Annotated in this window: 17 protein-coding genes; 14 read left to right on the plus strand and 3 right to left on the minus strand. The window is 57.6% G+C overall.

Going from position 1 to position 13,942, the window contains the following annotated elements:
• Window positions 1-12: 12 nt before the first annotated feature.
• The 8 genes from hmcC to DBAC_RS02980 all read left to right on the plus strand — a co-directional run bounded on the left by hmcC (window position 13) and on the right by DBAC_RS02980 (window position 6,860).
• The gene (gene hmcC, locus DBAC_RS02945) at window positions 13-1,182 is read left to right on the plus strand and encodes a sulfate respiration complex protein HmcC (RefSeq protein ID WP_012805777.1); all 1,170 of its coding nucleotides are present in this window, start codon (window positions 13-15) and stop codon (window positions 1,180-1,182) included.
• A 13-nt stretch (window positions 1,183-1,195) separates the two neighbouring features.
• Window positions 1,196-1,345: a sulfate respiration complex protein HmcD gene (gene hmcD, locus DBAC_RS02950; protein ID WP_012805778.1), complete on the plus strand. Its 150-nt coding sequence runs from the start codon at window positions 1,196-1,198 to the stop codon at window positions 1,343-1,345.
• Between the two features lie 35 nt (window positions 1,346-1,380).
• Window positions 1,381-2,055 (plus strand): sulfate respiration complex protein HmcE, encoded by a 675-nt coding sequence (gene hmcE, locus DBAC_RS02955; protein ID WP_012805779.1) that lies wholly within the window; start codon window positions 1,381-1,383, stop codon window positions 2,053-2,055.
• Between the two features lie 17 nt (window positions 2,056-2,072).
• Window positions 2,073-3,455, plus strand: coding sequence for a sulfate respiration complex iron-sulfur protein HmcF (gene hmcF, locus DBAC_RS02960; protein WP_012805780.1), 1,383 nt, complete (start codon window positions 2,073-2,075; stop codon window positions 3,453-3,455).
• A gap of 66 nt (window positions 3,456-3,521) precedes the next feature.
• Window positions 3,522-4,433 carry a universal stress protein gene (locus DBAC_RS02965; RefSeq protein WP_012805781.1) on the plus strand — a complete coding sequence of 304 codons (912 nt, stop codon included), beginning with the start codon at window positions 3,522-3,524 and terminating at the stop codon, window positions 4,431-4,433.
• Window positions 4,434-4,468: 35 nt separating this feature from the next.
• Complete coding sequence (divK, locus tag DBAC_RS02970) at window positions 4,469-4,822, plus strand: DVU0259 family response regulator domain-containing protein (protein ID WP_012805782.1); 354 nt, start codon at window positions 4,469-4,471, stop codon at window positions 4,820-4,822.
• A gap of 74 nt (window positions 4,823-4,896) precedes the next feature.
• Window positions 4,897-6,420 carry a hybrid sensor histidine kinase/response regulator gene (locus DBAC_RS02975; protein WP_012805783.1) on the plus strand — a complete coding sequence of 508 codons (1,524 nt, stop codon included), beginning with the start codon at window positions 4,897-4,899 and terminating at the stop codon, window positions 6,418-6,420.
• A gap of 23 nt (window positions 6,421-6,443) precedes the next feature.
• Window positions 6,444-6,860 carry an RrF2 family transcriptional regulator gene (locus DBAC_RS02980; protein WP_012805784.1) on the plus strand — a complete coding sequence of 139 codons (417 nt, stop codon included), beginning with the start codon at window positions 6,444-6,446 and terminating at the stop codon, window positions 6,858-6,860.
• 64 nt (window positions 6,861-6,924) lie between these two features.
• On the opposite strand, the gene DBAC_RS02985 is transcribed toward DBAC_RS02980, so the two are convergent.
• The 3 genes from DBAC_RS02985 to nth form a co-directional block, all read right to left on the minus strand.
• Window positions 6,925-7,506 (minus strand): nitroreductase family protein, encoded by a 582-nt coding sequence (locus tag DBAC_RS02985; RefSeq protein ID WP_015772802.1) that lies wholly within the window; start codon window positions 7,504-7,506, stop codon window positions 6,925-6,927.
• 396 nt (window positions 7,507-7,902) lie between these two features.
• Window positions 7,903-9,015: a tRNA guanosine(34) transglycosylase Tgt gene (tgt, locus tag DBAC_RS02990; protein WP_015772803.1), complete on the minus strand. Its 1,113-nt coding sequence runs from the start codon at window positions 9,013-9,015 to the stop codon at window positions 7,903-7,905.
• A 14-nt stretch (window positions 9,016-9,029) separates the two neighbouring features.
• Window positions 9,030-9,698 (minus strand): endonuclease III, encoded by a 669-nt coding sequence (gene nth / locus DBAC_RS02995; RefSeq protein ID WP_015772804.1) that lies wholly within the window; start codon window positions 9,696-9,698, stop codon window positions 9,030-9,032.
• Between the two features lie 91 nt (window positions 9,699-9,789).
• On the opposite strand from nth, the gene cutA reads away from it, so the two are divergent.
• Genes cutA through DBAC_RS03025 form a run of 6 tightly spaced genes read left to right on the plus strand, consistent with a single transcriptional unit; the run spans window position 9,790 to window position 13,941 of the window.
• A complete protein-coding gene (gene cutA, locus DBAC_RS03000; RefSeq protein ID WP_015772805.1) occupies window positions 9,790-10,158 on the plus strand; it encodes a divalent-cation tolerance protein CutA in 369 nt (122 codons plus the stop codon).
• 38 nt (window positions 10,159-10,196) lie between these two features.
• On the plus strand, window positions 10,197-11,531 hold the full coding sequence (gene miaB / locus DBAC_RS03005; protein ID WP_015772806.1) for a tRNA (N6-isopentenyl adenosine(37)-C2)-methylthiotransferase MiaB: 1,335 nt from the start codon (window positions 10,197-10,199) through the stop codon (window positions 11,529-11,531).
• Window positions 11,525-12,019 carry a bifunctional nuclease family protein gene (locus DBAC_RS03010; RefSeq protein WP_015772807.1) on the plus strand — a complete coding sequence of 165 codons (495 nt, stop codon included), beginning with the start codon at window positions 11,525-11,527 and terminating at the stop codon, window positions 12,017-12,019. Before miaB ends, DBAC_RS03010 begins: the two co-directional genes overlap by 7 nt.
• Window positions 12,020-12,026: 7 nt before the next feature.
• Window positions 12,027-12,680: a histidinol phosphate phosphatase domain-containing protein gene (locus DBAC_RS03015; RefSeq protein WP_015772808.1), complete on the plus strand. Its 654-nt coding sequence runs from the start codon at window positions 12,027-12,029 to the stop codon at window positions 12,678-12,680.
• 55 nt (window positions 12,681-12,735) lie between these two features.
• Window positions 12,736-13,527, plus strand: a complete 792-nt coding sequence (locus tag DBAC_RS03020) for a MotA/TolQ/ExbB proton channel family protein (protein ID WP_015772809.1) — start codon at window positions 12,736-12,738, stop codon at window positions 13,525-13,527.
• A gap of 3 nt (window positions 13,528-13,530) precedes the next feature.
• Window positions 13,531-13,941 (plus strand): ExbD/TolR family protein, encoded by a 411-nt coding sequence (locus DBAC_RS03025; RefSeq protein WP_015772810.1) that lies wholly within the window; start codon window positions 13,531-13,533, stop codon window positions 13,939-13,941.
• The last annotated feature ends 1 nt before the right edge of the window (window position 13,942 follow it).

Raw genomic sequence — 13,942 nt, forward strand, 5'->3', positions numbered from 1 at the left:
GGAGGAGTGTTGATGTCTCACCACACCACACCAAGCAAGACATTCTGGACTCCGGCGAACATCCTGACTGCCGTCATCCTGGTCATTGGCCTGGTTCTGACCGTGAAGCGGTTCACCATGGGCATCGGCTCGGTGACCAATCTGACCGACGACAATCCATGGGGCATCTGGATCGGTTTCGACCTGCTCTGCGGCGTCGCTCTGGCCGCCGGCGGTTACACGACCTCCGCGGCCGTGTACCTGTTCGGCATGAAAAAATATCACTCTGCGGTGCGTCCGGCCATCACCACCGCATTTCTGGGCTACGCCTTCGTGGTCTTTGCCCTGCTCTACGACCTGGGCCGCTACTACCGGCTGCCCTATCCGCTGACCATCTATCCCGGCCCGACCTCCTTTCTTTTCGAAGTAGGTCTGTGCGTGGCCCTGTACCTGACCGTTCTGGCCATCGAATTCTCGCCTGCGCTGTGGGAAACCCTGCGCTGGAAGAAGCTGCGCTTCTGGGCGCATAGCCTGACCCTGGTGCTGACCATCTTCGGCGTTGTCCTGTCCACCCTGCACCAGTCTTCGCTGGGCGGGCTGTACCTGCTCGCGCCTTCCAAGCTGCATCCGCTGTGGTACTCGCCTTATCTCGCGCTCTTTTTCTTCATCTCAAGTATCCCCGCCGGTCTCTCCATGGTTATTTTCGAAGGGGGGCTGTCGCATAAGTTCCTGCATCACAAGATGGACGATACCCACATCAAGGAAGCTCCCGGCGTAACCCTTGGTTTCGCCAAGGCCGCAGCGGTGGTCCTCTTTACCTACTTCAACCTGAAGTGGATCGGCGTGGCCCTGGACAACAACTGGCACTACCTGTCGACGGGCTGGGGCGCGTGGTTTCTGGTCGAAATGCTGGGCTTCGTGCTCCTGCCTTGCCTGATGTATGCGGTCGCGGCCCGCGAAAAGAACCAGAAGCTGGCTTTCTGGGCCTCCATCGTCACGGTGCTTGGCATCGTGCTGAACAGGCTCAACATCTCGCTGGTGGCCTTCAACTGGCAACTCCCGACCGAATTACGCTACGTCCCTTCCTGGGAAGAGATCATGATCACCGTATTCATCGTCACCCTTGAAATCACCGTGTTGCGGATCTGCCTGAACAAGCTGCCGATCCTGCATGAACACCCTGAGTTCAAGGGCGCGCACTAAAGGAGGCAGGAAAATGGAATTCATGACACTTCATGACTTCATGTTCTGGACCAAGGGCATGGCCTATGTAGGAATGGGCGTTGGTCTGGTGGCATTCGTGGCCTTCTGGCTGTTCTTGTCCGAAAGGGACGAGGACAAGTTCGCCGACACGGAAGAAGAATAGGCTCGGGCCTTATCCGACCAATGAAGGAGTAATCTATGTATGAGATATTGACTGGTCCGCTGCTCTGGATTGCCTTTGCGGTATTCTTTGTCGGCCTGACCACCCGGGTGGTGCTGTATTTCATGGGTCTCGACTGGAGACTCGATCGCGTGGCCTACAAGCCGCACATGAATTACGGCATCAAAGGCGCTTTCAGGTCCGTGTATCGCTGGCTGCTGCCATTCGGGACATACAGCTGGAGGGCCAAGCCCATCTTCACGATCATGTTCTTCGCCTTCCACATCGGGCTGGTCATCGTGCCCCTGTTTCTGGAAGGGCACGCCGTCATGATCAGAAACGGTCTTGGCATCGATTGGCCGGCAATGCCGCAGCTGCTGGCGGACGTTCTGGCCATTGCAGCCTTTCTGGCCGGCCTTGGGATCGCCCTGCGCCGCCTGCTTTTGCCCGAGGTGCGCATCCTGACCGACATCAAGGACGTCATGCTGCTGGTGCTGATCCTGACCCTGCTGGGTTCCGGCATCATCGCCACCTACCATACCGCCAACTATTCGTTCTGGATCACCCTGCACGTGCTGTGCGGCGTGATCGTGCTGCTGACCGCTCCCTTCACCAAGCTGTCTCATATTGCGCTCTTTTTCTGCACGCGCATTCAGATCGGCATGGATTTCGGGATCAAGCGCGGCGGAATGAAGTCCAATTTTGACTGGTAAGCCAAGAGGAATACGATATGCCCGAAGGTACAATTTGTAATAAGAGACCCGTTGCCTCCCGAGAGGATCTTGACGCCCTCTTGGCCGACAGCAACGGAAAGAAATACTATGCGGAAATGGAAGAACTGGATGTGGATGCCGAGAAGCTCTGGGCAACCATCCAGAAGACCATGAAGTCACGAACCAAAACATGGCTGGATATCTGCGCCCATTGCGGACTCTGCGCCGACAGCTGCTTTCTGTACAGCGTGAACGAGCGCGATCCCAAGCAGGTGCCCTCGTACAAGATCCAGTCCACTCTGGGCGAGATCGTCAAGAAGAAGGGCAACGTGAGCAACGAGTTCATGCGCATGTGCATGGACACGGCCTGGTCCAAGTGCACCTGCTGCAACCGTTGCGGCTCGTTCTGCCCCTACGGCATCGATATGGGCGTCATGTTCGGCTACCTGCGAGGACTGCTGCACTCCCAGGGTTTCGTGCCGTGGGAGCTCAAGATCGGTTCCGGCATGCACCGCCTGTTCCGCGCCCAGATGGACGTCACCGTCGAAGAATTCGTGGATACCTGCGAATGGATGGTCGACGAGGCCCTTGAAGAATGGCCTTGCCTGGAAATTCCGGTGGACAAGGAAGATGCCGACATCGTCTACATGATCAACGCCCGCGAGGCCAAGCATTACCCCGAAGACATCGTCGAGGCGGCCATTCTGTTCCACGTGGCCGGGGAAAATTGGACCATGCCCTCCGAGGGCTGGGAAATGACCAGCCTCTCCATGTTCGCCGGTGACTGGGAAGCCTGCAAGATGCAGGTCGAAACCGTGTACGGCGCCATGGAACGTCTGCGTCCCAAACGCATGGTCGCTACGGAATGCGGACACGCCTACCGTGCCACGGTCATCGAAGGTCCGTATTGGGCCGGTCGGCCGGATGGACAACCCCCTGTGGAATGTCTGCACTATGTGGAATGGGTGGCCGAAGCACTGGAAACAGGCAAGCTCAAGATCGATCCGGCCAAGAGAATAAAAGAGCCGGTCACGCTGCAGGACTCCTGCAACTACGTGCGTAATGCGGGACTGCGTGACTGCGGCCGAATCATCATGAAGCATATTGCGGAAGACTTCCGTGAGATGGCTCCCAACAAGGAGCACAACTATTGTTGTGGCGGTGGTGGCGGGTTTAATGGTATCGGACGCTATCGGAAACAGCGCAACGTCGCGCTGAAGATGAAGCGGGAGCAGATCCTGGCCACGGGGGCGAAGTTTGTCATTGCCCCGTGCCATAACTGCTGGGATGCCATCCGCGATCTGGAAGAGGAGTTCGAGATCGGCATCCGCTGGAGCTTCCTGAAGCCGCTTCTGATCAAGATGCTGGTTGTTCCGGAGCATCTCTTGCCGCAGGAATAAGTCTGTCCAGACAACGGCATGCCGCTTTTTAAGGCGGCATGCCGCAAACAGAACGGGAGTTGACATATGTTTACAAAGATTCTGTTCGCCACCTCCGGCTCTCCCTGTTGTGATGCCGCAGCGCGTGTCGCGTTTGATTTGGCAGCGCGTTATAATGCCAAACTTTTTGTGCACCATGTGCTCGGAGTGCCCAGCCGGGGTTTCAGTCAGGTTGTGGTCGATGTGCGCACGGGCGAGAAAGTCGAGTTGGACGAAGATTACATCATGTGGGTCAAGGATGAGCTTAAGAACACCTATGACCGTCAGTTGAAGAGCGGAGTGGATTGCGAGATCGAGACCTCCGTAGGCATCCCGCACCGCGAGGTGCTGCGCAAGGCCCGCCAGGAAGACGTTGATCTGATCGTCATGGGTGCGAGCACCACCGGCTGCGAGGCCGATGCCGACGCCTATCAGCGCCATTTCGCCGGTTCGACCCTGCAGCGGGTGGCCAAGGCTTCCAAGGCTCCTGTGCTGGTGGTCAATCGTCCTGTGGCCTCATTTTGGGGCGGATTCACCAATATCGTCTTTGGCGCGGATTTTTCCAAGGCGTCCGAACATGCGTTCAAGTTCGCCCTCAATACGGCCAAGGAACTTAATGCCAAATTGCATGTTTTCCATGCCATCGACATCGGCACCACCCATAGCCTCATTTCCCAGAAGCAGCTCGACGACCAGATGATTGAGGCCCGGGATCGGATACGTCGCAAGTACCTGATCCAGGCCGGTGATTTCAAGAATATCACGGCCGATATCTGGGAAGGCATCCCGTATGTCGAAATCGTCAAGTACGCACGTGAGAAGCAGGCCGATCTCATTGTCATGGCCCACCATTCCAAGGACGTCAGTGACGAGGACTCCGCGTTTGGGCACACATTGGAGCAGGTGTTGCTGCGTGCGACCTGTCCCGTGGCATCGGTCAATCGTGCGGATAAAATCTAGACTGTGTAACGTGTAATCATGATTGGGGGTGTATGATGGGCAAGAAGATTCTGATCATTGATGACGATCCCAACATCGTCACGTATCTGGAAGACATTTTTCAGGACGCAGGCTACGCAACCTGCAAAGCTTCCGACGGTGCCGACGCGCTGGCCGTTGTCAAAGAGGAAAAGCCTGATCTGATCACTTTGGATCTTGAAATGCCAAAGGAATGGGGCCCGCGTTTTTACCGGGAGCTGAGCCAGGACGACGAATGCGGCAATATCCCCGTGATCGTCATCAGTGGCCTCTCCGGGAACAAGTATGCGATTCAGAAAGCCGTGGCTTCCTTCACCAAGCCTTTTGATCGCGAGGACCTTCTGAAAGTCATCAAGGAAACAATTGGTTAGCCGCAACTCAAACGTGAAAAACCCTTGCCCGGGCGCATATGTGAAACGAGCAAGGGTTTTTTGTGGCAAAACATATGCATGACATCGTCCTTTCCGAATCCATTGTGATCATAACCCAGGACCCTGAGCACGGCAGGGTCCTGGCGCATATCCTGAATGAATATGGGTATCAATCTTCCAACTGCGATTATGACGACGCTCTTGTCACCGTAGGCGTGGTGCGGCCGCGGCTGGCGGTTCTGGGGATCTGTGATTGCCAGCTCGGACAGGAGTTGCTGCGGCGGATTCGTGTCGGTTATCCGGAAGTGCGTATTATCGTCCTGGTTCCGGATGGCGAATATGACCTGGGATTGGGTTTCCTGGCTGATGGCGCTTCGGATTTTCTGTACAAGCCCGTCTCGGAGAGGGCCCTGCGCATTACTCTTGATCGGGCTCTGACCCTGCTTGACCTGCAGCAGGAAAATGGGCTCCTGAAGGAAAAGAACAAAATCCTCGGATCCAGCCATCAGCTTTGCCGTCAACTTTTCGATGAAGTGCCGTGCTATATCTCGGTGCAGAACAGGGACCGTCGCATCGTGCGGGCAAACCGGCAGTTCAAGCTCGATTTCGGCTCGTGTCTGGGCGAGCGCTGCTATGAAATCTACAAGCATCGCACACACCCGTGTCCGCAATGTCCCGTGGAGGAAACCTTCCGCGACGGCATGGTGCACCAGACCGAAGAGGTGGTCACCACGCGCGGCGGCCAGCAGAAGATCGTGCTGACCCTGACCGCCCCGTTGCGTGACGAGAAGGGCGAGATTCATGAAGTCATGGAACTTGCCACGGACATTTCGCAGATCCGCGAGTTGCAGGGTCGGCTGACCTCGCTTGGGCTCTTCATCGGCTCCATCTCGCACGGCGTGCGCGGCATGCTGACCGCACTCGACGGTGGACTGTACCGGCTTGAAAAGGGCATCTCGAACAAGGATCTGGAGCTTGTCGCCAACGGTGCCGAGCGCGTCAAGCTGATGATATCCCGGATTCGCAATTCCGTTCTGGAGATGCTCTATTATTCCAAGGACCGGGACCTCAATATCCAGCTCATCGATGTGCACAGTTTTGGCGACGGGGTGGCCAATTTTGTCGAACCTAAAGCCACCAAGCACGATGTTCGCTTTCAAAAGGAATTTCATGGCGAGCTGGGGCGATTTGAAATCGATCCGGAAGTCATCTCCGCCGGCCTGGTCAACATCCTCGAGAACGCGGTGGACGCGTGCATCGAAGATGAATCCACGGATCGCCATAATGTTTCCTTCCTGATCGAAGGCAGCAAGGATTCTGTTTCATTCATCATCCGGGACAATGGACCGGGAATGGACCGTGCTACTCAGGAAAAAATGTTTTCCTTGTTTTTCTCTTCCAAGGGTAGCAAGGGGACTGGGCTTGGGCTTTATATAGCCAATGATGTCGTCCATCAGCACGGCGGGCAGATCCACGTCGATTCGACGCCGGGTGAAGGTACTGAATTTCGGGTGGATTTGCCCCGCAAGCATGTACGATTGGAAAATCGGGCAAATGGTGCCCAGAATGAGTCCGGCAAGTCCGGCGGCAATGGCTAGACCTTGAAAATTTGGAGGACCGCATGCGCTTGACCACGCGAAGCCGGTATGGAACGCGATTGCTGCTCGATATTGCCTTGAATCAGGACAGAGGTTGGGTCAATACGACGGATATTGCCAGGCGTCAGAAAATTTCACAGAAATACATCGAAAAATTGATCACGGGTCTGCGGCGTGGCGGGCTCATCGAGAGCAAGCGCGGTCCTTTTGGCGGTCACAAGCTGGCCAAGCCTGCCATGGACATCACTGTCGGGGACGTGGTGCGCTCCCTTGAAGAAAAAGTGGCCCTGACCCAGTGTGCCGAAGGGGAGCCCATCTGCGGGGAGTGTTCCCTGGCTGGCGAATGCGTGACGCAGTTTGTCTGGATCGAAGCCAGCAATGTGCTCATGCAGACTCTTGACTCCTACCGCCTAGGGGAACTGGTCGCCCGCAAGGGATAGGACCTTACGTTTGTCGTGTTTGCGGCCGCAAGCTTTCCCGGTTGGGTGGCTTGCGGCCGTTTTTTTATTTTCCGGTTTTGAGCAGGATGAGTTCGCCAGGGCTTCTCTTGGGCACAAAATGGGTACCGGCTTCGTCCCGGTAGTATTTGATGGAGCCGTCCGCCGGCAGATCCACGATGCGAACGTCCTCGGCGGGTTTGCCCAGGGCCAGCACTAGGCTGATTTCTAGTTCCGGAGCCAGAGCGAAATGGGCGCGCAGCTTTTCCCGGTCCATGGCGCCGACCATGCAGCCGCCGAGTCCCTTTTCCACCGCTCCCAGCAGCATGGTCTGGCCCATGATGCCCAGATCGAACTTAGCGAAATCCCAATCCGTGGCCGTGTTGAGCATGACTATGTATGCCGCGGGGCGCTCCGTCGGCGCGGGTCCACCCCAGTCCTTCAGATAGGCGGCCCATTTCAGGCAGCCGAAGATGGCGTCGTTATCCTGCGGCGAAGTGCTCAGAATGAAGCGCAGGGGCTGTTTGTTGGCGGCCGAGGGGCAGATTCGGGCCAGGTCCACGAGTTCTTCGAGGGTGGACATGGGGATGGCGACGGAGTTGTCGAATCTGCGATAGCTGCGGTTTTTGAGGGCAAGATCCTTGAGCATGCGGGCCTCCTTTTGGGATGTAAGAAAGATGAATAGGTTTTATTTTTCGGAGGGCGGCGGGTCGGTCCGGAGGCATGGCCGGGCCGGAACTCCCTCGCCGGCCTCGTAGAGCCGCATCATTGCGTGCTCGGGCACGATACGGCGCTTCGGCCGGGGGAGCAATGATGCGGCAAACGATGCCTGGCTCAGTCAGACAGCCGACCCGCCCCTGCCCCCGGACCGATCCGCCTTGAGCTTCGCGCGGAGGAACTTTTTTTGCCTTTGTTTGAGTTCTCTTCAAAAAAGTCGCGAAGGAACCTCGGCGTCATTCCCGCGAAGGCGGGAATCCATTCTTTTCAAATGGTTAAAGACATGGCCTCTCTTCTTCAAGGGGATGACGCTTTTTTACCGTGACGCCTATGTATCGTAGATACCCTCGAAACGCGCTTTGTATGCCTGAAACGTACCTTCCTCGATGGCCTTCCTGGCGTCTGTGACCACGGTCAGGAAGAATGCCAGGTTGTGGATGGTGTTGAGGCGATATGACAGGATTTCCTGGGCCTGGTAAAGGTGGCGCAGGTAGGCCTTGCTGAAGTTGCGGCAGGTGTAGCAGGAGCATTCGGGATCAAGGGCGCTGTCGTCCTCGGTGTACTGGGCGCGCTTGATGTTGACCTTCCCCTGCGAGGTGAAGAGGGTGCCGTTGCGGGCGTTGCGGGTGGGCATGACGCAATCGAACATGTCGATGCCGGCGTCGATGCCGCGCACGATGTCCAGCGGAGTGCCCACGCCCATGAGGTAGCGCGGTTTGTCCGCCGGCAGGAACGGGGCGCTGTGGTAAAGGATGTCCAACATTTCCGGCTTGGACTCGCCGACGCTAAGCCCCCCCAGCGCGTAGCCGTCGAAGGGGATGTCGATAAGCTGGCGGATGCTTTCCTCGCGCAGGTCCTTGAAGAATCCTCCCTGACCGATGCCGAAGAGGAGCTGGTCTCCGCTGCCCTGGGGATAGGCTTCGCGGCAACGCCTTGCCCAGCGCGTGGTCAGCCCCAGGGATTTTTTGGTGTACTCGTAGTCCGCCCCGTAGGGGACGCATTCGTCGAGAACCATCATGATGTCCGAGCCCAGGTTTTTCTGGATGGAGATGGCCTTTTCGGGCGAGAAAAAATGCTTGGAGCCGTCGATGTGCGAGGAGAAAGCCACGCCGTCCTCGGAGAGCTTGCGCAGGCCCGAGAGGCTAAAAACCTGGAAGCCGCCGGAGTCGGTCAGGATGGGCCGGTCCCAGTTCATGAATTTGTGCAGCCCGCCGCGCCTAGCGATCATCTCGTCGCCGGGGCGCATGCACAGGTGGTAGGTGTTGCCGAGGATGATGCGCGCGCCGAGGTCTTTTAGATCCTGGGGGCAGACCGCCTTGACCGTGCCCTGTGTGCCCACGGGCATGAAAATGGGGGTAGGGATGACGCCGTGGGCGGTGTGCAGTTCGCCGGTGCGGGCTTTGCCGTCGGTGCTGTGTAGAGTGAATTTTCCGATATGCATGTTCACGCTTTGTGTTACGTTACGGGTGAAGCGGAGCGGGAAACAACCCCGGTCCGCGGACAAAGGTCGGCGAGTTCGCAGGCATCGCAGAGGGGTTTGCGGGCAGCACAGACCTCACGGCCAAAAAGGACCAGGTAGTGGTTGACCGCTCCCCAGCTTTCCTGCGGGAAAAGTTTGAGCAGATCCTGTTCGACCTTGTCCGGGTTGGTTTGCCGGGTCAACCCGAGACGAAAGCTGATCCGCTTGACATGGGTGTCCACGGCGATGCCCGCGTGCACGCCGTAAGCGTTGGACAGGACCACGTTGGCCGTCTTGCGGGCCACACCGGCCAGGGTCAGCATTTCTTCCATGGTCCTCGGCACCTGACCGCCGAAGTGGGTCACGATGCGCACTGCCGAGGCGTGCAGGTTTTTGGCCTTGTTGCGGAAAAACCCGGTGGAGCGGATTACGCTCTCGATCTGAGCGGGATCGGCCGTGGCCATCTGCTCCACGGTTCTCCAGGTGGCAAAGAGCTTTGGTGTGACCATGTTGACACGCGCATCCGTGCATTGGGCCGACAGGATCGTGGCCACGAGCAGCTCCCATGGCGTGGACCAGGAAAGCTCGGTCCGGGGCCTGGGATACCGCCGGGCCAGTCGCTCGCGAACGGCCCGGGCTCGTGCGGTGATGGATGAAACTCTCATGCGATGCTCCACGTGCAGACGTGTCTGAAGACGCCGAGCCTTGCCTGACAGTTTTTTTTCGCAACCTCAAGTTTTTTGCATGGAGGTAAAAATGGGACAGATTCTGGTCTACATGACGTTTCCGGATCAAAAGACCGCCACGCGGATAGGGCGGGCCTTGCTCGAAAAGCGCCTGGTCGCCTGCGTCAACATCCTGCCGCAGGTCCAGTCCATGTATTGGTGGGAAGACGAGATCCAGCACGAGACCGAGGTGATCGTGCTGGCCAAGACGGCCCAGACCCTGTTCGAGCCGCTCAAAACTTGCGTTCTCGGCCTGCATCCTTATGAAGTACCTTGTATAGTGGCATTGGCGCTGGGCCATGGCCACGAGCCTTTTTTGCAGTGGGTTGACAAACAGACCCGTGACCGTTTGGAGAAATGCCCCCAAAATGAGTTGACTGGGTTAAAAAAACGTTCATAGCAATGCGCAACGCATAATTGAGGAGGCTACCCCTTTTCGTGAGGTTTCATATACTGACTTTTGGATGCCAGATGAATGTGGCGGACGCCGACTGGTTGACCCAATCTTTGGTCTCCAGAGGCTGGACCGAGGCGGGCGAATCCGACGCCCAGGTTTTCGTGGTCACGACGTGCAGCGTGCGGGAAAAGCCCGAACAGAAAGTGTATTCCCTGCTCGGCCGGCTGAAGAGCTACGCCGACCGGAGTCCGGATGTTTTCGTGGCCGTGGGCGGCTGCGTGGCTCAGCAGATCGGCGAGGAATTCTGGAACCGTTTTCCTTTCGTTCGCCTGGTTTTCGGCACCGACGGAACGGCCATGGTGCCCCAGGCTCTGGAGCGGCTGGCCAACGACCCTGCGCTACGGATAAGCCTGCTTGATTTTCTGGACCATTATCCCGAACGCGAACAGCCCGAAGGCGGTACTGTCCAGGCTCAGGCCTTTGTGAACATCATGCAGGGGTGCGATAATTTTTGCGCCTACTGCATCGTGCCTTTCACCAGGGGACGGCAGAAATCGCGCAGCTCGGACGCCGTGGTGGCCGAATGCGAGGCCCTGGTGCGTCGTGGCGCGCGCGAACTGACCCTTTTGGGGCAGAACGTGAACAGCTACGGCCAGGACAAGCATGGCGACGGAACATCCTTTGCGTCGCTCCTGGAGCGGATATCCGCCATTCCCGGCCTCATGCGCCTCAAATTCACGACATCGCATCCCAAGGACATCGCCCCGGAGGTTGTGACCGCATTCGGCAAACTGCCCAATCTTTGCCCGCAGCTGCATCTGCCCGTGCAGTCCGGGTCCGACGCAGTCCTGAAGGCCATGGGGCGCAAATACACACGGGCGCGTTACCTGGACACGATCCGCGAGCTGCGCCGGGTTTGCCCGCAAATTACCCTGACCACGGACATCATTGTCGGTTTTCCGGGCGAGACTCTTCAGGATTTTGAAGATACTCTGGAACTTATGCGTGAAGTGCGGTACGAATCCAGCTTCTCCTTCAAGTATTCGGACCGGCCGGGGGTGCGCGCCGAAAAGATGGATTTCAAGGTGCCCGAAGAAGAGAAGTCGCGGCGTCTCGCGGTGCTGCAGGAGATGCAGGACCGAATCACCGTCGAGGAGTTGGCCGCGCAGGTGGGGTCGATGGCCGAAGTGCTGGTCGAAGGGCCGAGCAAGATGCAGGACAGTGAGTATATTTTTTGGAGAGGCCGTGACGGGGGCGGACGGATTGTCAATTTCTCATCGCCCATACCTTGCCTGACTGGCAGAATGGTTCGCGTGCGCATCGTGGACGCGAAGAAACACTCCCTCGTGGGAGAGATTCGAGGTGAACCGTGGTAGACATGATGGTTTTCGGATTGGCACTGGACGAGGATTCGCAGATGCCCATCCTTATTTTAAAGGACACATCGGAAGATATCATTTTTCCCATCTGGATCGGCGCCATGGAGGCCATGTCCATTTCCATGGCCCTGAACAAGGTCGCCGTACCCAGACCCATGACTCACGACTTGATTTTGACCATACTGGAGAAGATGGAAACCCGGCTGGTCGCGGTGGAGATCATCTCCATCCACGAAGGCACCTATTATGCCGAACTTGTGTTGCAAGGCGAGACCGGCGAGCGCCGCGTCGATTGCCGTCCTTCGGATTCCATCGCCCTGGCCCTCAGAGCCCAGGTGCCCATCCGTGTTTCGGAGGAAGTCATCGCTTTGAACAAGACGTTGCAGAAAGGCGTTTTTCAGGAGGTTGTCACGGGCGAGGACAGCGACAAGTGGACGGACATCCTCTCCAAGTACAGCCTGGACGATCTCAAGTACAAGATGTGACGCGGCTGTGATCGATCTGCATACCCATTCGAGCTTTAGCGACGGGGAACTGATCCCGGCTGAATTGGCGCGTCGGGCCAAGGTGGCCGGGTACCGGGCCATAGCCATCACCGACCACGCCGACGCCTCCAATATGGATTTTGCGTTGCCGCGCGTGGCCGCCATGGCGAAGGAGTATTCCATCTACATGGATATCGTCATTGTGGCGGGGGTCGAGCTGACGCACGTGCCGTCCGCCCTCATGGAGCAGGAGGTGCGCCGCGCCCGCGCTCTGGGCGCGGGAATTGTCGTGGCCCATGGAGAGACCATTGTCGAACCGGTGGAGGCAGGTACGAACCTTGCGGCCATCATGGCCGGCGTGGACGTGCTGGCCCATCCCGGGCTGATCACGGAAGAAGAGGTTCGGCTGGCGGCTGAAAAGGGCGTGCGGCTTGAAATCACGACCCGGGCCGGACACGGATACACCAATGGGCACGTCCTGGCCCTGGCCCGTGCGCATGGCGCCAAACTGGTTGTCAATAACGATGCCCATTCTTCGCGGGATCTGACCTGCGCGGAGCTGCGCCGCAAGATCGCGCTCGGGTGCGGCATGACCCCCGAAGAATATCGGCAGGCGGACGCAGAGGCCTGGGCTCTTGTGTCCCGGAGCCTTTGCCTGTAGTGAACCGAAAATTTGTTGTGCCCTATATAATCTCGTAGTGTAAAAGGTGACAGATATGGAAGCAGTAGCTCAAACGGGCGTTGTTGAGCAGATGAATGTTACGCAGCCGATCGATTCCATTCAATCTCTTGGCGCCGCCACGCAGCTCGGCGGTATGTCGCAGATGGGATTCTGGGACATGATTTCTAACGCGACCGTGGTTGTGCAGGGTGTCATGACCCTCTTGGCCATCATGTCGCTTATCAGCTGGTCGATCATTTTTTTCAAGATAATCCAGATCAATGTCGGGCGGCGTAAAGCCCTCCGCGAACGGGCGCTGTTCCAGAACGCCACGAATCTGGCCGACGGAGTGCAGACCTTGCGCGAGCAGGGCAACTCGGCCCTGTACCCCATAGCCAAGCGGGGCTTGCAGGAGTTTCGCCGCCTGGAGCAATCCGTCATTCATCCCAACCTGAAGTTCCGCGTCGCCGGCGACAACCTGCGCCGGGTGCTCGAACAAGGGGTGAGCGAAGGGCTTGGAGAAATGTCCAGGTCTTTGTCCTTTTTGGCGACATGTGCCAATGCGGCCCCGTTTATCGGTCTTTTCGGTACTGTCTGGGGCATCATGAACTCGTTTCATGCCATCGGACAGATGAAAACGGCGGCTCTGGCCGCAGTCGCGCCCGGTATTTCCGAGGCCCTTGTAGCCACTGCCATCGGTCTGGCCGTGGCCATTCCGGCGACCATCGCTTACAATACCTTTCTGGGCATGATCACCACCGTGCATACGGAGATGGAGTGCTTCGCCAGCGAATTTTTGAATCGCGCCCAGCTTGAACTCCCATGGATGAACAAGCGGAGTGAATAAATCATGCAGGTAAATTCAGGAAAAGGCTTTCTGGCGGAGATCAACGTCACGCCTTTTGTGGACGTCATGCTGGTGCTGCTCATCATTTTCATGGTGACTGCGCCCATGCTGACCCAGGGTGTTGAAGTCGACCTGCCTGAAACCAAGGCTGTTGAGACCCTGCCTGAGGACAGCGACACTGTGGTGTTGCACGTGCTCAAAGACGGGACCATCAAGCTCGACAAGTATGAGGTCAAGGTCGATGAACTGGGCAACTATCTCAAAAGAATGGAATTTGAGAAAGGGAAACTGCTTTATCTGCAGGCCGACAAGGATGTGGCGTACGGCGTTGTCGTCAAGGTGATGGCGGAAGTCAGGGCCGCAGGCGTGCAAAAGCTGGGAGTCGTGGCAGAACCTGAGGAAGAGAACCCCTAGG

It is taken from the genome of Desulfomicrobium baculatum DSM 4028 (assembly GCF_000023225.1).
In the GTDB taxonomy this organism is placed as follows: Bacteria; Desulfobacterota; Desulfovibrionia; order Desulfovibrionales; family Desulfomicrobiaceae; genus Desulfomicrobium; species Desulfomicrobium baculatum.

Coding starts and splice junctions, on each gene's coding strand:
- hmcC (WP_012805777.1), top strand. CDS start 13: ATGTCTCACCACACCACACCAAGCAAGACATTCTGGACTCCGGCGAAC.
- hmcD (WP_012805778.1), top strand. CDS start 1,196: ATGGAATTCATGACACTTCATGACTTCATGTTCTGGACCAAGGGCATG.
- hmcE (WP_012805779.1), top strand. CDS start 1,381: ATGTATGAGATATTGACTGGTCCGCTGCTCTGGATTGCCTTTGCGGTA.
- hmcF (WP_012805780.1), top strand. CDS start 2,073: ATGCCCGAAGGTACAATTTGTAATAAGAGACCCGTTGCCTCCCGAGAG.
- DBAC_RS02965 (WP_012805781.1), top strand. CDS start 3,522: ATGTTTACAAAGATTCTGTTCGCCACCTCCGGCTCTCCCTGTTGTGAT.
- divK (WP_012805782.1), top strand. CDS start 4,469: ATGGGCAAGAAGATTCTGATCATTGATGACGATCCCAACATCGTCACG.
- DBAC_RS02975 (WP_012805783.1), top strand. CDS start 4,897: ATGCATGACATCGTCCTTTCCGAATCCATTGTGATCATAACCCAGGAC.
- DBAC_RS02980 (WP_012805784.1), top strand. CDS start 6,444: ATGCGCTTGACCACGCGAAGCCGGTATGGAACGCGATTGCTGCTCGAT.
- DBAC_RS02985 (WP_015772802.1), bottom strand. CDS start 7,506: ATGCTCAAGGATCTTGCCCTCAAAAACCGCAGCTATCGCAGATTCGAC.
- tgt (WP_015772803.1), bottom strand. CDS start 9,015: ATGCATATCGGAAAATTCACTCTACACAGCACCGACGGCAAAGCCCGC.
- nth (WP_015772804.1), bottom strand. CDS start 9,698: ATGAGAGTTTCATCCATCACCGCACGAGCCCGGGCCGTTCGCGAGCGA.
- cutA (WP_015772805.1), top strand. CDS start 9,790: ATGGGACAGATTCTGGTCTACATGACGTTTCCGGATCAAAAGACCGCC.
- DBAC_RS03020 (WP_015772809.1), top strand. CDS start 12,736: ATGGAAGCAGTAGCTCAAACGGGCGTTGTTGAGCAGATGAATGTTACG.
- DBAC_RS03025 (WP_015772810.1), top strand. CDS start 13,531: ATGCAGGTAAATTCAGGAAAAGGCTTTCTGGCGGAGATCAACGTCACG.